This is a genomic window from Confluentibacter sediminis (assembly GCF_003258355.1).
Lineage (GTDB): Bacteria > Bacteroidota > Bacteroidia > Flavobacteriales > Flavobacteriaceae > Confluentibacter > Confluentibacter sediminis.
The window spans coordinates 87,622-109,841 of sequence record NZ_QKPO01000003.1; the positions used below are offsets into that span (position 1 = coordinate 87,622).

The following is a 22,220-nucleotide window of genomic DNA, read 5'->3' on the forward strand; positions in this document are numbered from 1 at the left end:
AATGGCATACGATAAATTCAATATATTAACAAGTACAGCGGTTCCATTACCTTTAGAAAATGTGGATACCGATCAAATCATCCCTGCTCGTTTCTTAAAAGCAACAAAGCGTGAAGGTTTTGGTGATAATTTATTCCGCGACTGGAGATATAATAATGATGGTTCTCCAAAAAAAGATTTCATATTAAACAATCCAATTTATAGCGGTAAAATCCTTGTTGGAGGCAAGAATTTCGGTTCTGGATCTTCAAGAGAGCATGCGGCTTGGGCCGTTTACGATTATGGATTCCGTTGCGTGGTATCTAGTTTTTTTGCTGATATTTTTAGAAATAACTGTTTAAATGTTGGAGTGCTACCAGTACAAGTGAGTGCAGAGTTTTCAGAACAAATATTCAATGCTATTTACGATGATCCTAATACTGAAATAGAGATTAATCTTCCAGAACAAACCATTACCATTTTATCAACAGGTGCTAAAGAATCTTTTGATATCAATAGTTATAAAAAAGACAATATGCTAAATGGTTTTGATGATATCGATTATTTACAAAGCATGAAATCTGATATTGAATCATTTGCTAATGGACTATTGTTGTAAATGACTTTCAAAAAAATTGAAATAATGGATACGACATTACGCGATGGTGAACAAACCTCGGGTGTGTCGTTTTCTGCTTCTGAAAAATTAACAATCGCTAAGCTTTTACTGGAAGAATTAAAAGTGGATCGTATCGAAATAGCTTCTGCTAGAGTATCAGAAGGGGAGTTTCAAGCCGTAAAAAGCATCACTAATTGGGCTAGTAATAACTACTATTTAGATAAAGTTGAAGTATTGACTTTTGTGGATAATGGCGTGTCTATTGACTGGATGATTGAAGCAGGAGCAAAGGTTCAAAATTTACTAACTAAAGGTTCATTAAATCATTTAACCCATCAGCTTAAAAAGACTCCTAGTCAGCATTTTAAAGAGATTTCAGAATCTATTTTGTTAGCGTCTCAGAAAGGGATTAAAACAAATGTCTATTTAGAAGATTGGAGTAATGGTATGCGTAATTCTAAAGACTATGTTTTGGAGTATTTAGAATTTATTGCTACACAACCTGTAGAGCGTATTATGCTTCCCGATACCTTAGGTATTTTAACGCCGTGGGAATCGTATCAATTTGTTTCAGAAATTAAAACAACATATCCGCATTTACATTTCGATTTTCATGCGCATAATGATTACGATTTAGGGGTTGCCAATGTTGTTGAAGCATTAAAAGCTGGCGCAGACGGCTTACATTTAACTATAAATGGGATGGGGGAGCGTGCTGGAAATGCACCTATGGGAAGTACCATTGCGGTGATTAACGATTTTCTGCCGAACTTAAAAGTTGGTGTAAATGAAAAAGTATTATTCACAGTCAGCAAGTTGGTGGAAACGTTTTCAGGAATCATGATTCCTGCCAATAAACCAGTTATTGGTGCCAATGTATTTACACAAACAGCTGGTATTCATGCAGATGGCGACAATAAAAAGAACCTGTATTTTAGTAATTTGTTGCCTGAACGTTTTGGAAGAACCAGACAATATGCTTTAGGAAAAGCCTCTGGTAAGGCCAACATCCAAAAGAACTTACAGGAATTAGGGTTACAACTTAATGACGAAGATTTAAAAAAAGTAACGCAGCGTATTATCGAGTTAGGTGATAAAAAGGAAGTAGTAACCAAAGAAGACTTGCCTTATATCATTTCTGATATCTTGGATAGTCATTTATATCTGGAAAATGTAAAGGTGAATTCTTATGTGTTAACACATGCTAAAGGACTAAAACCATCTACAACCATTTCCATTACTATTAAAGGGAAAACATACGAAGAAAATGCACAGGGAGATGGTCAATTTGATGCGTTTATGAATGCGCTTCGTGGCATCTATAAAGCCAAGAAAAAGGACTTGCCGGAACTTATAGATTATGCCGTGAGAATCCCGCCAGGTAGTCACTCTGATGCATTGTGTGAAACTATTATTACTTGGAAAAACTCGGTGAAAGAGTTCAAAACACGTGGCTTGGACTCCGATCAAACGGTTTCTGCTATTAAAGCCACAGAGAAAATGTTAAACATTATTACTAATTAAGAAAATACATACATGAAATTAAATATTGCTCTTTTAGCCGGAGACGGTATAGGACCAGAAGTTATAGATCAAGCGGTAAAAGTAAGTGATGCTGTTGCTAAAAAATTCGGACACGATATTACTTGGATTCCAGCTTTAACAGGCGCAGCAGCTATTGACGCTGTTGGTGAACCTTATCCAGATACCACACACGATATTTGTAAAAATGCGGATGCTGTATTGTTTGGTGCTATAGGTCATCCAAAATATGATAATGATCCTTCAGCCCAAGTGCGTCCAGAACAAGGGTTGCTTAAAATGCGTAAAGCTTTAGGGTTGTTTGCAAATATCCGTCCAACATTTACATTTCCATCATTGATTGATAAATCACCATTAAAAAGAGAGCGTATTGAAGGCACTGATTTAGTGATTTTACGTGAATTAACCGGTGGTATTTACTTTGGTGAAAAGGGTAGAAGAGATGGAGGTGAAACCGCTTTCGATAATTGTGTTTATACCAGGGAAGAAGTGGAGCGTTTAGCTAAAAAAGGTTTTGAATTAGCGATGACACGTTCTAAAAAATTGTGTTGTGTCGATAAAGCCAATGTTTTGGAAACCTCTCGTTTATGGAGAGAAACGGTTCAAGCCATGGAAAAAGATTATCCTGAAGTAAAAGTAAGTTATGAGTTTGTTGATGCTGTAGCCATGCGTTTGGTCCAATGGCCTAATAGTTATGATGTTTTGATTACTGAAAACTTATTTGGAGATATTTTAACAGATGAAGCCTCTGTGATTTCGGGGTCTATGGGGTTAATGCCGTCGGCTTCTGTGGGAACGGATAACCAATTGTTTGAGCCTATTCACGGGTCATATCCTCAAGCTACGGGATTGAATATTGCCAATCCTATGGCGACTGTTTTATCGGCTGCTATGATGTTTGAAATGGCGTTTAATTTACAGGAAGAAGGTAAAGCTATAAGGGATGCTGTAAACAAAGCCTTAGCTGAAGGTATGGTGACTGAAGATTTAGCGGATGGCGGGAAAGCTTATGGAACCAAAGAAGTGGGGGACTGGTTAGCTGCTAATATCTAACAAGTATACTTTATATAAACAAAAAGGTGAATCAGATATGGTTCACCTTTTTGTTTTATTGTCATCACTGACTTCGTCTAATTTTTAATTTCCTGCGAAGGCAGGAATCTCAGTAAAGAATGGATTCCGCATCCCGTGCGGAATGACAAAGTTATACCTTCAGCTAAATAATGAGATTGCTTCACCTCATAAATTAATCTCGTCGCGTAGGTGTTTGTTTAAAACTCGTGCCACTAGGGAGTTCAAAAACCTCTAGTCCAAAATAGGGAAGGGCTGCTAATAAATGATCAAAAATATCAGACATGATGTATTCGTAATTTTCCCAACGTTTGTCACTGCTGAAAGCATAGATTTCCATAGGAATCCCTTGGGATGTTGGCGCTAATTGTCTCGCCATAATCATCATGTCTTTATTGATGGCGGAATGATTTTTCAAGTACACATCAATATATTTTCTAAAAACACCAATATTGGTCAGGTTTCTGCCATTTAACAGGAGACCTTTATCAACATTGTTTTCTGTATTGTATTTTTTTATATCGCTTTGTCTGGTTTCCAAATAAGAGGTGATAAGTTGAATCTTTGCTAATTGATTCACGTCGTCTTGGGTTAAATATTTAATGCATTCCTGTTTAATAAACAAAGCGCGCTTAATCCGTCTGCCGTCAGAATTCGTCATGCCTCGCCAGTTTTTAAACGAATCTGAAATCAGGGCATAGGTAGGGATGGTGGTAATGGTTTTATCGAAATTTTGGACTTTAACAGTAGCTAGGTTAATTTCAATCACATCGCCATCGGCACCATATTTTTCAAAGGTTACCCAATCGCCAATGCGTACCATATCGTTTATAGAGACTTGAATACTGGCTACAAAACCGAGAATAGTGTCCTTAAATATTAAAATGATGACTGCCGAAGCTGCTCCTAAGCCCGTTACAAAATTTAAAAAAGGAATGCGGGTAATGATGGCAATCGCTGAAAATAGTCCAATGACCCAAATAAAGATCATAAATACTTGTATATAGCTATCTATGGGTTTGTCCCTTAAATTGGGTAGGGTTTTAAAATAATCTTTTAGGGTATGTAGGACGCTTCTAACGATCCATAATGCTAAGACAATGGCAAAGACTTTTAAGCCTCGTTCAAAAAAGTTTTCAAAGGCAGGGAAGTCAACAAATACCAGTGGTATGAATTCTAAGGCAATTAATAATGGTACTATATGGGCTACATTTGTAGGTACTCTGTTGGTGATTAATAAATCATCAAAATTGGTTTTAGTTCGTTTTGCAAATTGGCTAAATGTTGTAATTAAAAGCCTTTTAATTATAAAATCTACAATAAAAACTAGGAGTAAAAGCGCTAAGACCAGCACGAATGCATTTAAATTAATTGCTAAAGTATCTGTTGCCCCTAGTTCTTTTAAGTATTTGTAAACTAGGTGATTTATACTATCCATTGCTTTGGGTTTTTAAATATGTTTTATCAATATAAAATGTTCCAAAAGGAATGATGGCAGCCAATAAAATGGTCGTAAATTGTTTTGTGTTCCACTTTAATTCGCTTTTAAGCATGATGGCTAAAACGATATAAGTGATAAACAACAAACCGTGAGGCATGCCTAGTAGTTTTACATATTGTGGATCCTCGGCAAAATACTTAATGGGCGTGGCAATAAACAGCAATAATATATAGGATATTCCTTCTAAAAAGGCAATGGCACGAAAGATATTTAGTAGTGAAAACATACATTTTATTTTAATTTACAAAAATAGGGTATCTAGATTATTTAACGGTTTTATCTTATAAATTTTTAAAATACATGGAACAGGATCAGTCCGTATATTAGAAAACGCACTAAGCGCAAAGATCCAAACAGCATGACATTTTTGAAGGGGAATTTAATAAGGCCTGCTGCCATACAGGATATTGAAAATGGTAAAGGAAGCAAAGCCCCTACAACAATTAAAAAGCCGCCCCATTTTTTGGAGTTTTTTAGCTGTTTGGCCATTTTGACTTCTAGGTAATTATGTACTACTGGTATGTTTGTAATGGCTATCCCAATCCAATAGGATAAAAGTCCTCCAACATATGATAGGCTTCCTAAAATGCCAAGAAACACCCAAGGCATATCCATTTTTGCAGACCAGGCAATAAAAATTTCTGGAGGGACTAAACCTAAAATGGTTTCGGAAATAAAAAATACGCTTAAAACACCCCAAGCTGGTAGGGTATCGGTCATACGTACCAATAGGGTATTAATGTTGTAATAATGATTGAAAACAAATACACCAGCTACTAAAACAATAATGTAGGGTAATGCTTTTAAAACACTTTTCCACACAAAAGAGTAAAAACCAGTGTATTGATAATACTGGTGTAGTAGTTTTGAACGTGATTTTCCTGTATTGGTTTTTGTTTTTGACTTCATTAATGATAGCAAACGTTTTAAGCTGCAAAGATAGTATTTACTAAGAGGCTTTAAATATTAGAAACTGTAATTAACAAACATTTAATATGGGCTTTTGTAAAATAAAAAGGCTCGAAACATGAATTTTCGAGCCTTAATATCAAATAAAGTTTAGTGGGTTGGTTTAGTTGGTACTAATATATAAAAAATGTCGTAAAATATGGTATGTAATAATATTTTGAGGCCATAATTATGTATTTTGAATAAAATTTGTCAGTTCGAAAGGATTTTAGCATTGAAAATGAGGAAATAGTATGAAGAATTTAATGGGTCTTGATACACTTTTCTATCAAAAACTAGTTATCGAACTGACAATGCATTGGATTTTAGAAATGAAATGGCACAACAATATGGATATTATGCCTATTGGATTATTTGAAAAAACTAATTAGTTGGTCCATTTTAAGTCTATCTAATTTAATAACGGTAACCTGTTCTTTTATGATAAATCTGATGTTGGAAGGCAGGTTGGGATGCTTTAATAGATTGTCGTAATCTTTCAATGCCGCGGTATCACCCCTCAGTGATTCTTGTAGCATGGCTTCTTCACTAGCATCTAAAAACATGTTGGGATCTATCCAGGCTGGGGTTTGAATGGTTTCTGTTAAAGTGCCTTCCATCTTGGGGACATTGAAGGCGGTCTTTAACTCGGATAGTAATCTATCATTAAACAAACCTCTATGATGCGCTTTTTGTGTAAAAAATAATTTAATATCCTTTTGTTTAGCCATCTCTGCTGCTTTCAAGAATCCTTTATGAGCATCCACATTTCTTTCATAGATATCCTTAACTAAACTATATAGTTTTTCTTTTGTAATACTCATACAATCAAACAATTAAATGGCTTTTTTATTGAGTCTGCCTTCTGCTAATTGATCTAAGGTTTCATCGGCACTGTATTCTTCATCCAAGGTTTTTTTAAGGATTTTGGCAATGTCATCGTGTCCTAATTCTTTGGCATATCGGGCTGCGGTTCCATAACCGGAAATCTCATAATGTTCTACTCGTTGTGCTTCAGCGATTAAGCCAGCATCCATCACTTCATGGTTAGTGGTTTCTTTCATAAAACTTTCGGCTTCTTTTATAAGGCCTTCCATAGCTTTGCATGTTTCACCGCCGGGCTTAATATCTAGGGTTTTGCATATGTTAACCAATCGTTCTTTATGTTCTTTGGTTTCTTCTAAGTGGCTTTCAAAGGCATCTTTTAGCTTTGTATCTGTGGCTTTTTTTACCATTTTTGGTAAAGCTTCAATAAGTTGGGATTCTGCACTGTACAGATCTTTTAATTGATGTTCAAAAAGGTCTTCTAAATTTTTCATGGGATTTTTTGTTTAGGATTAATCGTGTAAATGTATTAGGTCTTTAAACAAACGTGTAACACAATCCACATGAATGCTAACACAAAGGAGCAGAGTGCATGACAGGAGGGGGGAAATTATTCATATAGGTTAGCTTTTTAGGTTTTTCTTTTTTTCTAGCCAGGCATCTAAATATTCTTTTCTGAAGTCGGATGGTGATTTGCCGTATTCTTCTTTAAAAATCTTAGACAAGTAACTTTTACTGGTGATGCCGGTTAAATGGACAATGTCTGATATGGAGTAGTCTGTATTTATAATTAGGTTGCTGATTAGGGATAATCGGGTTCGTTGTATATACTGGTTTACTGTCGTGCCATATAGATATTGAAAGCCTTCTTGTAATTTATTGGGATTTAATCCTACAGCTGTGGCAATATCTTTGATGGTGATTTTTTCTGAAATTTGATGGGAAATCAATTTAGCTGCGGTGTCTATTTGGTCGATTTCTGATTGTCTAAGAATGCTTCTTTTGGGGGCTTCTACTAAATCGTCTTCAAATTGAATGATTTGTTCGGTAAGGACTTGATATGATTTGCCTTCTAAAAACAGCTTTTTTAAAAAATCTTTACCTTCAAAAATCTGCATGTCTCTAAATAAACTTGCCAGCTTTAGGCTGTAAAAACCGTTGTAATAAAATGGTTTTTTAGCCAAAATGTCATTAAACAGGTCTTGTAGTTTGGAGTTCATGGTAATAAGGTCGCATTCAATTTTACTTTTAAAGACACTTCGTACAATTTCAAGGCTGTTAATGATAAATTGTTCGTTTTCTTTAAAGGATAGTATGTGGCCATTTAATAAGCTGCTGGCTACAATAACTTGCTGATATTTTGTAATGGTATTGAGGGTGCTGGAATTTTCGAATCTGTGGTCTAATGAGCCTTCTAGACAGTATAGAAATTTTAAGGGATGGACTTCGTTTAATGTGAAATGAAATTCTACGGCTTCATTAAAGAGACAATTGTATTCTATTAATCCCATGCCGCCATCAAAATTAATCCCTTTAATGTATCCTGTGCCTAAATGTTTTGGAATGTCTAAATAATATTCACCGCAGCTACCGGAGTAGTTGGTGCTAAATGCTTTGGCGATGTCCCTAATGACATCCCCCAGAGGCAGAGACTTAACTTCTATTTTAATCATGTATTTTTTGTTTTAAATGTAATACATCAAAAAGTCATATCAAAATGTGGTTATAGCAATCAATATATGGTTTCAACCTGCAAAATTTATGCACATAGTTTACCATGTTAGATGCACTAAATATCTAAAAAAGCCAGCAACCACTGACTATTGTGGTTGGAATAAGAAAGCTGTTTTTATATTATTTACACTTACAATTAATTATCTATACTTACAATTAATACAGAAAAAGTTTGCAAAAACAAATAATATGTTTTATTTTAACTCAATTATAATGAAGGAGTTACCGAAAATCCTTAATATTAAAAGAGAGTAGGACCTTAAACTATTTATTATGAAAATTAAATTTGTAATCATGTTTGCATGTGTTTCAGTGCTATTTTTTTCAGCTTTTAAGAGCATGGATTCTAAAGGCACCAATCCAACAGATCCCGTTTTAGATTTTATTAAGAGTGAGTATATAAGCTCATCGCATTCGGAAAAGTTAAAAACTGTTATGAAAGAGGATTTTAGTGATTTATTTGATGAAGTCTATCAAATAGACATACATTTAAATAAACAGAACGTTTATTATTATGCTGTCTATGGCTTGAAGGATAACAAAAAGACGATAGAGCTGTTCAAAACGTCAAAAGAGAATGTTGAAAAGGAATTTTTCCCATCCTTTAAAATCAATCAAACGAATGTTTCCGGCGATCCTTATTGTTATTGGCAGATTGAACAAGAAAGATGTGGTTATGAACCAGATTATATTTCCATAAGATGTGGGTTAGTTAGTAAAGGTTGTCAATCTTTTTAAAATATTTTGTGAACTTAAATGGTAAATTTATAAACACGCTATTTGATAGCGTGTTTATTGTTAATAAGAGTAGTATATATAATTCTATTTTACATAATATAAATTATAGTACATATTGTGTTGTTAGTAGGTAGTGCCATTGTATGCTTATGGATAAGTTTTTTAGACTTATAGCGACAGCCATTTTGCAACTCTGCTAATGGTGGCTAATTTAGATAAAAGATTTTTATATGTAATAGATTTATGATTTACTATTTATGATTTACTATTTATGATTTACTATTTATGATTTATTATTTATGATTTACTATTTATGAGATGGTTTAGGAATGTTTGTGTGTTCTATTTTACATAATAATGGGATGGTTTGTTGGCTTGTGCTTATTCCATGGTATTCTGGTTGTACTGGTTGGTAGCTTTGGTGTTTTGATTGCCATTGGAGGTTGGATAGCATACTTAGTACTGCTGTGAACTGTACGTGTGTGGCCTTTTTAGGAATTTTTTTAAGGTGTTCTTCTGAAATTTTTGGGAGGGTTATGGTGATATTATTTTGGTTGTGATGGCCTGTCATGCTTGGTTTTGCTGTGTATAATTGATTAAACGCTTGATTTTTGTTTAATTGAAAGCCTATAAGGGCTTCTGGATTGTTATGTATATGGGCTTCTCTTTGACCGTGTGTGCCACTCCCCTTTTGGATTATTTTATGACATACTCCTGTTAAGCGACTTGCCATATAGCTGTCTTTGAATGTTGTGGCTGTGTCTCCCAAGCTTTGACGGATGGCTTTTGAGAGGCTGGAGGCTCCTCCGAACTCCTGGTTGTTATGTTTTACTTTTACAAATGCTGGGTCTGTTTGGATGCGTTCTTTGGAGGGCCCGACCGCACGACGGGCCACATCTATTCCGTTAAGTTGGTAATAGCTTACCCCATTAAGCGTGCCTTTTATTTTTATAAGCCCTTTTTGCTTAGGCATGTAGAAGCGTGTTATTTTTACTACGCTAAGGTATTAAAAAATTTGAATTTAGGTTATCTTTAAAGTTCTAAATAAATGGCATTTACTAGACCCCTAAAATGTGGACGTTTCACTCATCTATTGTTTTACTAAAATTTTGTGAGGTCAAGTTAAATATCGAGATTCTGTTTTACATAAATGAATTATATAGTAGTCAGAAAGGTATTTAACTGTGTAAAAATAGCTTTAGGGACTTTCAAAGTAGAACTTCTACCACCGCCCATTCCAGCACCACCACCTTGTTGTATCCAACTACAGCCTTTTAGAAGGTCGGAAAATTTAATTGCCCACCAATCAACAGTTGATCTATGTGCATCTACTTCTTCTACAACATATATAGCATCCATATTATTGCTCAATGAAATAAAATATGAAAGTTTAGCAAAAGGTCCAACATCAATTCCAAACCAGTCACCAATTTGTGAGTCATTAGCAGCTGTTTTACTTTTAAATTCTACAGGATAGGATTTGCCTGAATTACTAACTAAAAAAAATCTAAATCATTATTAGAAACCACGTAATTTCTTTGTAAAAAATATCTAACATAATCTTTCCAAAATAAATTAGTAACAATGTGATTATCATTCCAAATAGGAAGAGTCCTATCGATCCTATGTAATGCATATGCTCTCATGCCTAATGCTCCCGTTCGTGGTGAAAAATTATTCATTACTGTTGTAATGGGAACAGGAACTAATCCTTGATCTCCAACTTTTTTAAAGTTTATATCATAACTTCTTAAATAATTTCCTATTGCAGGTATAATGAATAAGTTTTCATTAATAGCATTCAAAATAGTATTACATTCTGCAAAATACACTCTAATACCAGCTTGTTGAAAGTATGAATGTGCTAATACTTGTCCTGAAAATGAAGGAGGGGTAATAATTCCAGACCACGTAAATGCCTTTGGTATTGGTAAAACAGCAATCCTGTTTTTTGTTGGTAAATTTGTTATATTAATATTACCTGGTGAAATAATCCATCCGCCAGGAATAATAAACTGGTAGAGGCTTCTTAATGGGGCAGTATTTAAATGATTTTCAAACCTTACTTCAGCTTCTATGCCAATTACTTTGTTAGTATTAATAGAAGACCATTGTGTCTCTAAAAATCTAATTGCGTTTTCTCTATTATTAGGCATAAAAAATAATTTACACCAAGATATAAATTTAAATTAGAGAATAAATATTACTTGGTGGAAATAATAAATCTAAACTATTAGGTTTTATCTTAAATAATGGACCTTTTTCAACGACTTTTCCTTTTGAGTTTCTTTTAATTAAATGGTCTAAAGTAATTACTCCTTGTTCTAATAATATATCGAATTGAGATACAATTGGCTTTCTTGTATGCTCAACTTGTTTGTATTTAAAATATTCTTTTCCATCCTCATAAATTGTATCTGCCGCAACCCAAAATGTTTCTCTATGTTTTTCAAGTAATCTTTTATGCAATATATCTAAAGTCCAAACTACAAAATCCCCTACTTTCTTATCATCAGAATATTCAATAAGATGGTTAATATCTGTATTAACTTTTAAAGATAAACCCTGCGAATTAGTTGTAATTGCTGAAATTGTACAATACAATTTATAATCCTCATCTCGCCAATATCCAAAAGCATTCAAAATTTCTGAAGAGCTTTTAAATTTACTCAATTTCCAATCCGGTACTTGAGCAAATAAATTTTTTCGGTTACCTTTATTACTTCTAAAAGATTTTAATTCAATTCCTTTGTAATCTGGTGATTTGGATGAATTGATATTAATACCTAAAGCAGTTTCTAATGTTCTCCCCACTGAAGTATCGGCATCTAACATCGATAAAATAGGACCACCTTTCGCAAGGTTCATTAACATATTTAACAACTCTTTTGATATGGCATTTTCAATATAATTAATCTCTTCAATTAATTCCTTAACAGGATTTGCTATTCTTGAATCTATTAATTTTTCAATTGGTAATTGAGTTAAATTAAGAACGTGTAATTTATTTTCAAAACCAATTAAAGCCAAAATATCGCTTGGGTTTGAAAATTTACTTAACCCTGAAAACCATATTCTTGGATCTCCATTTTTAGTGTTTGGCCTATATAATGATGTTTTTGATTTGTATACTTTATCTACTTCATATATAATAGAATCAATAATAATTTTACTTTCAGGACCTTGGGATTGTAAATTATAATCGTGAAAATTATTTGTCTTTAAATAATTTCTAACTGTTCCTGTAGCATCCAATATGGACTTTTTTAAGCCAGTTTCTGTAGGTTCAATTAAAGTTAGTGAGATTGAATTTTCGGTTAAAACTTTAAGCTTTTCTTCTTCTTTAGTTGTTAGTTGTCTCATTTAATATTTTTCAAGATTTCGGTTGCAACTGCTCTTGCTAAAAGCGGTGGAACTGCGTTACCAACTAATGTGTATTGAGGAACTTCTGTTTTTCTGTTATTCCCTCCAGTAGAACGCTTGCCCTGAAAAACAAAAGAATCATCAAATGATTGTAACCTTGCCATTTCTCTTACAGTCAATGCTCTTGGTGTGTTATAATGTATGTAATCATCAGGAATAGTCATGACAGTTGGACTCTGCTTTTCTGGACAAAGAACATTATAATTTCTTTTGTTTGATGATAACCCACATTTATTAAGTTTAGATTGCGCTTTTTTATAATCTCCCTCTTTTAAAATAATTTCAAGACGTTTTAAAACATCATCATTCTGCTTACTTGTTTTATGATTGTGAAGGACATCAAAAACTTTTTCTCCATTTTTTAAAGCTTCTGTACTTTTTACATAAAACGGTTTTGATGCATTTTTGAATCTTCCATTTAACCTTCCATTTTTACTCCAGTCAGAAAAAGTCTTTCCATTTGTTATGTTTGGTTTTCCATCAATATTTCTATGTTTTAAAAGGCCACTCATTTTTTTTGCAGTTCCATTATATTGTTTAGATATATCAACTAATTCATATCTATGAGCTTCATCATCGTTACCAATAAAATCTAAATCATATAATGCTTCAAAAACGGATACTTTCTCTTCTTCCTTAACTGTTGCAGGTATTTCCGAAATAAAATTCTGGTCTTTTCTACAGCCAATAAATAAAACTCTTTCTCTATTTTGTGGTACTCCATAATTAGAAGAATTAACTACAAAAGGAGCTTCAATTTTATATAGTCTTATATCACTTACAATATTATTTAGCTCTAAATTTTGTGTTTCATCACAAAATTCTTTTGCTAAATTCAAACAATCATCAGTATTTAAAGTATATATTTTTAAAGCGGTTAGAATATCATTACATGTTTTTTTATGGATGGTAGAAACTTTTAATTGTTTAAAAGCCTCTTCAATTTTAAGTATGATTTCATTTGCATCTAATTCAGTTAAAAAATTTGTAAAAGAATCTACAAAATAGTCATTATCAATATTACAATAATCTTTCTCTCTTATAATATCTCGTTTCAGTTTTTCCCATTCTTTATTTCTAATTAACAAATTAAAACCGTGACGAATAGTGCTAATTCTTTCATCGGTTTTACTTGTTTTGTAATCTACAATTTCAGGGGTTAGTTTACGGAATTTAGCTTCAACAGTTTTAATATAAACTTCTTTAGCATTTTCAGCTTTTAATTCACTGTATTGTTCAATTTCAATACGCTTCACTAAACAATCTAATAGAAAATCATCTTCTTTTTTTGTTTTTTTTAATCCGTTTATAAAGTCAGTTAATTTTGGGATTTCTTTGATATCAACAATAGAGTTAATTTCTTTAAGTATTAGTTCTTTAATTTTACCTTTCTCTTTTGTTAAAATACCTTTTACATTTTCCATAACAAAATATTTAGGCTGTAAAACTTTAATAACTTCTAAATAATGAGAAAATAAGTCATCTTTTTTATCGAATTTTTTTCTCTTACCTGCTAAACTAAAACTTTGACAAGGTGGCCCACCACAAACAACATCAACTTTTTTGCCTTTAATTTTTGATAATAAATTATCCAAAAAATCTGGTTCTGTTATGTCTTGACATAAAAACTCGGCATCAAGCCCTAGTTGATGATTATATCTTACCACATGAGTGAGTTCACAGTTTTCATTTATATCATTAGCAACAAGAAAATCAAAAAACTTATTATTATGTTCAGCCTGAATAAAACCTTCGCTAAAACCACCAGCACCAGCAAATAAGTCGACAAACGTAAAAGGTTTGCCATAGAGAGAAATTTGTTCTCTTAAAATATTTACATTATGGTCTTCTTTATAAGCACTGACATAGTTATTTAGTGTTTCTTTTATTTCTTTATTAGTATATTTTTTTTTGTAAGACTTATTAAATAACTCATTGGCTCTATCTTTCAAATAAGTTAAATAATGATTTATTTCTATATGTTTATCGGAAGTGTTTTTGGCTTGTTGAATTTCTTTATCAAAATCATTTGAAGCAATTTTTTCTCCAGTAGAAATCTTTATTTGTTTACCATTGCAGTTAATCCTTAAATGAATTGGAGATAAACCTTTTTTATCAGCTTTATCTAAATAATAATTGATTGTTGCCATATAGAATGATTTACGGACGTTTTTACGGACACGGACAAATTTACGGACAGTTTTAAAATAATCCTATTAAAAATTAAAGATTTTATTAAACTATTCCATTCCACACACATTCCACTTCGCTACTACCTCGCCGTATACAAAGGGTTCGATTAAATTGTAGGACTATCAATTAATCCAACAAAACGACCTTGCTTTGTAAAGCCCACTTTCCATTTACTTCTTCGCTATGTGTTACTGTAATTTTATTGGTGCCTGTTTTTTTAAAGACGTCCATCAGTTTGAGGTTTTTAGGGACGCTGGTATTAATTACAATGGGTTCTGTAAGTAAGGCTCCTGCTGAGACGTTAAATACATAGAGGCTTTTGGTGTTGGGTTTTATATCCTAAAAAACCTTTACGTACTGGAAGATAAGGTTTTAGACTTGTAGCGACGGCTTTATAGTTGTTTGCTCTTTTTAAAGTTTGAAACCTATATAGAGGTTTGGTTCAAAAAGAAAATAGGTTTTCCATCTATTATCTATTTGTTTGAATGCTTCTGGGGTGTTTGTATCTATCATCCAATTTTGACAATGAATTTGGGGTTCGATAAAGATTCGTTTTTTTTGACCAATGGCTATGTGGTAACCAAGGTGATAAGACGTGTATAGTTTAAACCCATTTGCTATTTTTTTGTTGTTTAAGTCTGAATAGGTTTTGTATTGCGGTAATACTTCTACTGAGGCAAATAATCCTTTCCAAAGCATTCGCTGATAAGAAAATCCTAGGCCTGTTTCGCGTAGATAGCCAGGGTAAAATTCTGTTTCTGAATCTATTTTGTCTTTTAGTCCGTCCCACCACTGAATTCCCATTGGTTGAAATAATCTCCATGTGGCAAATTTTATACCTATGATGTTTTTTGAATCTAATTCACGCTTTATATGAAACTCAAAGTGTTGTGTATTTGTTCTTTCGCCTCCTTTGCCAATATTTCCTAAGATGATTGCTGGAAAGCTGACTCTGTATTTGAAGTCTGTGTTATTGTTTTTTATTGATTTTGTATTATTCTGCGCAAAAATATTTATTGTACAAAGTGTTAGGCTTATGATTAATAGTTTTTTCATTTTGATTTGTTTTTTATTGGTTGTTTTTTAATTACTGATTATTTTATGGGACAAAGAAACGCCCTAAGGCAAGGCGCATCGTCCTAAATTATGATTTCAAACCTTTTTTGGTTTTTAATACTATTCATGGTTTTTTTATGAAATGTAATGGCATCATGAAGTGCACAAAAAAGGCTTAACATTTTTGTGTTAAGCCTGGCTATATATTATGCTTTTTTGTTTTGAAGCAAGGCTTCTGGGTGTGAAGTAAGTTTATCTAGATTTTGAGTAATTTTATCTATATCCCAATGCCACCATTTTAATTGGAGTAGTTTTGTGATTGTTTCTTCAGAAAAACGTTTTTTTATGGCTTCGGCAGGATTGCCTCCTACAATGGTGTAGGGTTCTACGTTTTTTGTAACTACGGCTTTTGTTGCAACAATGGCACCATCTCCTATATGTACGCCAGGCATGATTGTTGCGTCGTGACCTATCCATACATCATTGCCTATCACGGTATCTCCTTTAGAGGGATAGGTTTTGCCTTTCATGGCATTTTGCCAGGTTCCACCAAATATGGCAAATGGATATGCTGATGTGGCTTCTGTTAGGTGGTTGCCTCCATTCATTATGAAGGTTGCTCCTGATGCAATCATACAAAATTTTCCAATGATGAGTTTGTCTCCAATAAAATCAAAATGGTATTTAACATTTTTATCAAAGTTTAATACATCTTCAAAATCATCGTAATAGGTATAGTCTCCCACAATAATATTGGGATTTTTAATCCTGTTTTTGAGAAAACAAAGTTTGTTGTAGTTTGGTAAGGGGAATTGTGTATTTGGATTGGGTATTTTCATAGGGGTGTGTGGTTTGTTTTGGTATATTTAATAGGTCAACACCTGACTACCGATTTATAATGGCTTGTGCTGTTTCTAAAATAGTTTCCGCCAGCAAATTACCGAGTGTAATGAATGTATAAAGTTATTGTATCTAAAGCTTTCATTTTGTTTCTTTTTGAACTTTATTGTTTTTTGGCTTCTTGTTTGTAAAAATCTTCTAAATGGTGGTTACCATATGTTGTCGCGATATTATCTTCTGCCATTAAGGTTAGAAAGAATTCAATTGGTCCATAGGTTTTGACACTTGTAAAGGTTTTTAGAAGGGAAATGGTTGTTTTTCTTATCCAATCGGGTAAGTGAACGATTTTTTCAGGTTTGTTTAAAGCTTTTAGAGCGAGTTTACTAATATCATTAAGGCTTAAAACATCTGGGCCACCAATGGTTAATTCTTTGTTGTTATCGTCTAATGAGTCTATAATGGCTCTTGCTAAGTCTTCACCGTGGATGGGATTGAATTTTTGATTGCCTGAACCAAACAGATAGACGCGACCCGATTTGGCCATTTGTAAAAAGTCTTTCATGTCTGAGAAGAAACCATTGGGTCTCACGATGGTATAGTTTAACCCCGAGGCTTTTAAGGCATCGACAAATTTTTCCTTGGCTTCAAAAATCTTTAGATTTCGGTACTTATCTCCGTTTATGGCAGATACATAGACAAAGTGTTTTACGCCACTTTTTTTTGCTTCTTCCAGCAAATTCATATTGGCTTGATAATCGACATCCATATAGGTTAATCCATCTTTTTGTCTGGTGATACCTACTGTAGAAATTACCGTGTCAATACCTTTGCATATATCTCGTAAGGTTTTTGGGTTTGTTACTTCGGCTTGTTTTATTTCTAAATAATTCTCATTCTGGTTTTGTAACTTTTTGGGGTTACGCACAATAGCGACGACTTGATTTTGCCTTTCAACGAGTGCTTTTAATATATAACTACCTAAATAGCCTGTTGCTCCTGCTAATAATATATTGATATGTTTCATTATTGATAAGGTATTTTGTTGTTTTTTAGTTCCGTTTTCTTTTAAAAATATAACGTGTGATAAAAATTCCATTATCATCATTTTCACCTGCGTCACTTTCTACTGCACTTGTTACAAATATCAAATCCCAACCTTCTGAAAGCATTGTTGTTAGTTTTGATGAAATGACGGCATCATTGGCTACTATATTTTGAAAGCGTATTCCTCCTAAATTATAGAAGTTCAATAATTTGGTCTCTTCAAAGTTTTTAACTCTAATATCTTTTCTTTTGGACGTATTGCGGGTATGGTTCTCTTCTGTTTGTTCTGATGAGAATTGGGCATAGTCTCTTTCATCGTTTGCTGAGACTATACGTGATCTACCCAATCCACTTGGAACAATAGATTCTACGCTTGTAATGACTTTAATTTCAAATGCTTGCTTTATTGATTCTTGACTGAAGAGAGTGGTTGTAAATAATGTGAATGTTGTTACTATTGATGCTAAAGCTAACTTTTTCATATTTGAATAGTTTAAGTTATTGTGTAGTTTTAATTAAACTCGTTTGTTAATAATTGTTCAATAATCGTATTACGTTGTGTTCCTGTATCGTCTTGTTGATTGCTTAATAGTACAATTGTTGCATTGTATTCTGGCACAAAACCAATCATGCTCCAATAACCATTAATATCTCCTCCGTGCCAATATAATGTGGTGTTTCCTTGTTGTGTGGTGAACCATCCCAACCCAAAATCAACATATCCGCTTGGGACATCTTGAGCGAATATTTCGATTTTTTCACTTTGTGAAAACCAATTTGTTTTTACGGCGTTTGTCCAAGTTTCCATATCTTTTGGGGTACTACTGAAATCGCCTGCACCAAACGGAATGGACATAGGATATGTGCTATTTGCGTTTCGGTCTAGATAGCCTTGTGCGTGCGTATCAAGTTCTATTTCATCTGTTCCTTTAAATGAATTTAGCATTCCTAAAGGGGTGAAAATTTTCTGTTGGATGTACTGATGATATGGTATTCCTGATACTTGTTGCACCAACAATGCTGCAATGAGGTAATTTGAATTGCTGTATTGTTTGTTTGATCCTGGTGTAAAATTGAGACCATCTTCGGCAATTAATTCTGTTATGATATTATAAATATCTATTTCATCTAATGTTTGCCCATCTTCGAAAGTTTGTTCAGCTACTGACTGATAGTCTGGAATTCCTGATTGATGTGATAGTAGGTGTGCAATGGTAATTTGGTCACCATTGGGAAATTGGGCATCAAATTCATTTAACGTTTGATTAAAATTGTTGATAATTCCGTCTCGTTTTAGCTGCACTATCGCTGCGGCTGTTAGAGTTTTGGTAACTGAACCTATACGATAAGCTAGATTGTAATCTTGTGGTAATCCTGTGTCTTCATTTGCTAATCCAAAACCTTGACGTAGTAAGTCATTACCGTTTTTGGTTACAATGGCATATCCTTGAAAATCAATTTTATTCAATAGGTTTTCAACGGATGTGTAGTGAGTTATTAGGGCATTTGTAGGGTCGTCATTTGAGCACGATGTAAAAAGCCCTAAGATGGATATTATACATACGACCACGGGTTTTTGTAAAATTTTCATAATTGTTCGTTTTTTGATTATTAATTTTGATGCAAAGATTCATCAGATTTAATAAGCAATCGTTCTGAATTATAATCTGAAACGAATTAATAGCGATTTCCTACGAATTTCCTTTTAACCAAGATCTAGGGGTTATATCTTCTACTTTTTTGAAATAGTTATTAAACACACTTTTAGAATTAAAGCCGCTATCATAGGCTAAGCCAAGAATGGTTAAATGTGAATTTTTAGGATCTAGGGCAATAGTTTTAAAGTGACTTAGGCGATAGGAATTTATAAAGTCATTAAAATTAAGGTTAAATGCTTTATTGATTAAGTATGATATTTTATTGGTATTTAATCCTAACACATCTGCAACCATTTTTAAATTCAATTGTGGATTTAAAAATGGTTCTTCTTCCTTAAAATGGGTGAGCAGTTCTTCCTTTAGCAATTCTATTTGATTATCGTCTAAAATAGTCGAGTTTGATTTTTCTTCATCTTCTTTTAAGGGCTTTATATCTGAGAGATACAAGTTGGCATGGTGTAAATCTGTAAACTCCTTTATTTTGTGCAATGGTTGTAAAAATGGGTCATGCCTATAGTTTATGATTTGACCCCGTTTTTTGTCTATCATTTCTTTTAGGTATAAAAAACCAAGCTCTTTATGACTGGAATTGCTCAGGATATATACACTATAGGGGACTATCAGGGATTCTTTATTGTTGGGTTCAGACCATTTTGTAATGATTTGATTAGAAATTTCAAAATCCTTTTCATTAATAAGCTTGAACAGTAGGTTTTTCTCTTCTTCTAATGGGGTGTCCTGAATAAATTCATAAAAGAGTTCTTCTTTGTTGAGCCATATTAAGCAGAAGCATTTTAAATGGTGCGCCAATGCCAATTCGGGATTTAGGGTTATGGCATATTCTACAGTTTCCAAGGCTTTATTAAATTGGCGTTGATAGTAGAGAATATGGGCTAATGTGTATCGATTGTTTGCGGAAAGTGGATCTACGTCTACCAATTTGTTTGCATACACTAAGGCGTAGTCAAAGAAGCCAAGTGCCAAGCACATTTCTGCCATAGCTTCTAGGCCATCTATATGGTTTGGGTTTATTGCCAAGACTTTATTGATATGAATATAGGCATTCTTAAAATCCCATTCTCCCCAGAGAAACTTCCCTACAAAAGAGTGTGGGTATTCTGGTAAAGATGTGTCTATTTCTTTGGCCATTAATAGATTGGTAATGGCTAGGTCTATGGCTTTTTGCTGTGGCATATAGCCCCACATGCCCAATAATCCATAGCATTGTAAATTGGCATAATAGGCTTTAGCGTAGTTTTTATCTAAAGCAATGGCTTTATCGTAAAATGAAATGGCTTGCGTTAAACTTTCTGGCGTCCAAAGTAATTGCTGTGAGCGACCTTTTAAAAACAATTGATACGCATCTATATTGTTTGTGGGCTGTTTAATTAAATGGTTTTGCACTTCAAAATGTCCAAAATTGTTTCGGATTTCATCTGCTATGGCAAGACTAATCTCATCTTCTAAATCAAAAATATGGACTAATTCCCTATCAAACCTTTTAGACCAGTAATGTGTTCCATCAGCAACATTAATTAACTGTGCTGTTATTCTAACTCTGTCCGAGGATTTTTTAATACTTCCTTCTAGAATTGTATTTACCCCTAATTGCTTACCAATGTCTCTTATATCAATATCCTTACCTTTAAAGGCAAATGAAGAGGTTCTTGCAATAACTTTAAGTTGATTGATTTTTGTTAGTGCATTAATTATTTCTTCTGTGATGCCATCACAAAAATAGTCGTTGTCCATATCATTGCTCATATTGACAAAGGGTAATACTGCGATAGATTTTTGATTGGTCAAAGCATTATTTAATTTGAACAAATTTAGAAAAGAATGAAAACTTAAGGAAATTATCTGAGGGCATTCTTTAACAATTCATTGCTCATTCACTTGGTATAAGGAATTAAACAAAATAACACTAACATATCCCATTCTCCTCCTATTATGCTTCCCTCCTACGTCGTCGCATACAAAGGGTTCGATTAAATTGTAGAATTATAATTAATCCAACAAAACCACTTCGCTTTGTAAAATCCACTTTCCATTTACTTCTTCGCTATGTGTTACTGTAATTTTATTGGTGCCTGTTTTTTTAAAGACGTCAATTAGCTTGAGGTTTTTATGGACGCTGGTATTAATCACGATGGGTTCTGTAAGTAAGGCTCCTGTTGTGGCGTTAAATACATAGAGGCTTTTGGTGGTGGGTTTTATATCCCAAAATCCAATTTCGTCGGCACCGTCGCTGTTAAGGTCCTTGAGGTTTTCTAATTGGGATTTGTAGGCGCCTTTAATTGTGATGGGTTTGAGGTCTTTATTACTGAATATGATAGTACTGTTGCATTCGCCTTTGCATGCTACTGTATCTTTGCTTTGGGCGTTGGTTTTTGTTGTGGATTGTATTTCTGGAGGGATTACTGAGGCGTAGTCGGATAGGCCATCGCCATTAAAATCGCCAAATACTTGCCTGTTATGGGAGATTAGCATGTTATTTTCGCGTGTACTGGGGAAAATGGGTGCCTCCAGATCTTTACTATTTTCGGCAACTTCTTCCCGGAGTATTTTGAACGTACCGTTTTTAGTTATTAGGGAAAGATAGGTGACGTAATCTGCTGTGATGCCGTTGTATGTGACGTGTTTGGTGAAGGTGACTAAATAGCTGCCTGCTTCTTTGGTAATCTGCAATTTGTCATTTAATATGCGTTGTGTATAGTCTGGAAATTGTTGAAAGAGCAAATTTTTATCTTGTTGTACCTGGTTTTTGGTGCGTTCTTTTCCGTAATAGGTAACGACATCCATATAGTCACGTTCTAAGTACGGGGACTTTAGGGGTGTATGGTCTTCGTTCCATTGTTTTACAAATTGTTGTACTTCTTTTTCGCCTTTGGGATTCACTTCATTGCAGGCAAAGCAGAGTAAAACTAGGAGGCTGGACATCAAATACTTCATAAACGGCAGGTGCTTTTAGCTTATATCATGAATCTTAAAGATACATGTTTTTTTATGATTTTGGGTTGTATTTATCTTCTTATTGACATGTTTTGAC

The 22,220-nt window shown here is 33.6% G+C and carries 22 protein-coding genes; 4 read left to right on the forward strand and 18 right to left on the reverse strand.

The features are described from left to right. Position 1: 1 nt before the first annotated feature. Genes leuD through leuB form a run of 3 tightly spaced genes read left to right on the forward strand, consistent with a single transcriptional unit; the run spans position 2 to position 3,193 of the window. Positions 2-598 carry a 3-isopropylmalate dehydratase small subunit gene (gene leuD, locus DKT72_RS02355; protein WP_111307124.1) on the forward strand — a complete coding sequence of 199 codons (597 nt, stop codon included), beginning with the start codon at positions 2-4 and terminating at the stop codon, positions 596-598. Then, a complete protein-coding gene (locus DKT72_RS02360; protein ID WP_111307125.1) occupies positions 599-2,122 on the forward strand; it encodes a hydroxymethylglutaryl-CoA lyase-like TIM-barrel protein in 1,524 nt (507 codons plus the stop codon). Positions 2,123-2,134: 12 nt separating this feature from the next. Beyond that, on the forward strand, positions 2,135-3,193 hold the full coding sequence (gene leuB, locus DKT72_RS02365; RefSeq protein ID WP_111307126.1) for a 3-isopropylmalate dehydrogenase: 1,059 nt from the start codon (positions 2,135-2,137) through the stop codon (positions 3,191-3,193). Between the two features lie 193 nt (positions 3,194-3,386). Here the strand turns inward: leuB and DKT72_RS02370 are convergent, their stop codons facing one another. The 6 genes from DKT72_RS02370 to DKT72_RS02395 form a co-directional block, all read right to left on the reverse strand. Then, a complete protein-coding gene (locus tag DKT72_RS02370; protein ID WP_111307127.1) occupies positions 3,387-4,649 on the reverse strand; it encodes a mechanosensitive ion channel family protein in 1,263 nt (420 codons plus the stop codon). Further along, the gene (locus DKT72_RS02375; RefSeq protein WP_111307128.1) at positions 4,642-4,938 is read right to left on the reverse strand and encodes a DUF3817 domain-containing protein; all 297 of its coding nucleotides are present in this window, start codon (positions 4,936-4,938) and stop codon (positions 4,642-4,644) included. The genes DKT72_RS02370 and DKT72_RS02375 overlap by 8 nt, the downstream gene beginning before the upstream one ends. 65 nt (positions 4,939-5,003) lie before the next feature. Next, the gene (locus DKT72_RS02380; RefSeq protein ID WP_111307129.1) at positions 5,004-5,621 is read right to left on the reverse strand and encodes a YqaA family protein; all 618 of its coding nucleotides are present in this window, start codon (positions 5,619-5,621) and stop codon (positions 5,004-5,006) included. Positions 5,622-6,031: 410 nt separating this feature from the next. Next, a complete protein-coding gene (locus DKT72_RS02385; protein ID WP_111307130.1) occupies positions 6,032-6,484 on the reverse strand; it encodes a DUF2383 domain-containing protein in 453 nt (150 codons plus the stop codon). 12 nt (positions 6,485-6,496) lie between these two features. Further along, on the reverse strand, positions 6,497-6,979 hold the full coding sequence (locus tag DKT72_RS02390; RefSeq protein ID WP_111307131.1) for a YciE/YciF ferroxidase family protein: 483 nt from the start codon (positions 6,977-6,979) through the stop codon (positions 6,497-6,499). Positions 6,980-7,108: 129 nt separating this feature from the next. Further along, a complete protein-coding gene (locus DKT72_RS02395) occupies positions 7,109-8,158 on the reverse strand; it encodes a helix-turn-helix domain-containing protein (protein WP_111307132.1) in 1,050 nt (349 codons plus the stop codon). Between the two features lie 334 nt (positions 8,159-8,492). On the opposite strand from DKT72_RS02395, the gene DKT72_RS02405 reads away from it, so the two are divergent. Beyond that, entirely contained in the window at positions 8,493-8,957 is a 465-nt protein-coding gene (locus DKT72_RS02405) for a hypothetical protein (RefSeq protein WP_162623221.1), read from the forward strand. Between the two features lie 307 nt (positions 8,958-9,264). Here the strand turns inward: DKT72_RS02405 and DKT72_RS02410 are convergent, their stop codons facing one another. From DKT72_RS02410 to DKT72_RS02465, 12 genes are all read right to left on the reverse strand, one after another. Beyond that, positions 9,265-9,930 (reverse strand): hypothetical protein, encoded by a 666-nt coding sequence (locus DKT72_RS02410; RefSeq protein WP_111307135.1) that lies wholly within the window; start codon positions 9,928-9,930, stop codon positions 9,265-9,267. 182 nt (positions 9,931-10,112) lie between these two features. Next, positions 10,113-10,316, reverse strand: coding sequence for a hypothetical protein (locus DKT72_RS02415; RefSeq protein WP_111307136.1), 204 nt, complete (start codon positions 10,314-10,316; stop codon positions 10,113-10,115). Between the two features lie 137 nt (positions 10,317-10,453). Beyond that, positions 10,454-11,113, reverse strand: coding sequence for a hypothetical protein (locus tag DKT72_RS02420; protein ID WP_111307137.1), 660 nt, complete (start codon positions 11,111-11,113; stop codon positions 10,454-10,456). Between the two features lie 28 nt (positions 11,114-11,141). Next, positions 11,142-12,320 (reverse strand): MvaI/BcnI family restriction endonuclease, encoded by a 1,179-nt coding sequence (locus DKT72_RS02425; RefSeq protein WP_111307138.1) that lies wholly within the window; start codon positions 12,318-12,320, stop codon positions 11,142-11,144. After that, positions 12,317-14,530 (reverse strand): DNA cytosine methyltransferase, encoded by a 2,214-nt coding sequence (locus tag DKT72_RS02430; protein WP_111307139.1) that lies wholly within the window; start codon positions 14,528-14,530, stop codon positions 12,317-12,319. Before DKT72_RS02430 ends, DKT72_RS02425 begins: the two co-directional genes overlap by 4 nt. A gap of 454 nt (positions 14,531-14,984) precedes the next feature. Further along, complete coding sequence (locus DKT72_RS02435; protein ID WP_111307140.1) at positions 14,985-15,629, reverse strand: hypothetical protein; 645 nt, start codon at positions 15,627-15,629, stop codon at positions 14,985-14,987. Positions 15,630-15,835: 206 nt separating this feature from the next. Then, the gene (locus DKT72_RS02440) at positions 15,836-16,468 is read right to left on the reverse strand and encodes a CatB-related O-acetyltransferase (protein ID WP_111307141.1); all 633 of its coding nucleotides are present in this window, start codon (positions 16,466-16,468) and stop codon (positions 15,836-15,838) included. Between the two features lie 164 nt (positions 16,469-16,632). After that, positions 16,633-17,493, reverse strand: coding sequence for an SDR family oxidoreductase (locus tag DKT72_RS02445; RefSeq protein ID WP_111307325.1), 861 nt, complete (start codon positions 17,491-17,493; stop codon positions 16,633-16,635). A gap of 25 nt (positions 17,494-17,518) precedes the next feature. Next, positions 17,519-17,995 (reverse strand): hypothetical protein, encoded by a 477-nt coding sequence (locus tag DKT72_RS02450; RefSeq protein ID WP_235841584.1) that lies wholly within the window; start codon positions 17,993-17,995, stop codon positions 17,519-17,521. A 29-nt stretch (positions 17,996-18,024) separates the two neighbouring features. Continuing rightward, positions 18,025-19,104, reverse strand: coding sequence for a serine hydrolase domain-containing protein (locus DKT72_RS02455; RefSeq protein ID WP_111307142.1), 1,080 nt, complete (start codon positions 19,102-19,104; stop codon positions 18,025-18,027). Between the two features lie 100 nt (positions 19,105-19,204). After that, on the reverse strand, positions 19,205-20,977 hold the full coding sequence (locus DKT72_RS02460) for a helix-turn-helix domain-containing protein (protein WP_235841585.1): 1,773 nt from the start codon (positions 20,975-20,977) through the stop codon (positions 19,205-19,207). A gap of 201 nt (positions 20,978-21,178) precedes the next feature. Further along, on the reverse strand, positions 21,179-22,123 hold the full coding sequence (locus DKT72_RS02465; protein WP_162623222.1) for a hypothetical protein: 945 nt from the start codon (positions 22,121-22,123) through the stop codon (positions 21,179-21,181). Between the last annotated feature and the right edge of the window lie 97 nt (positions 22,124-22,220).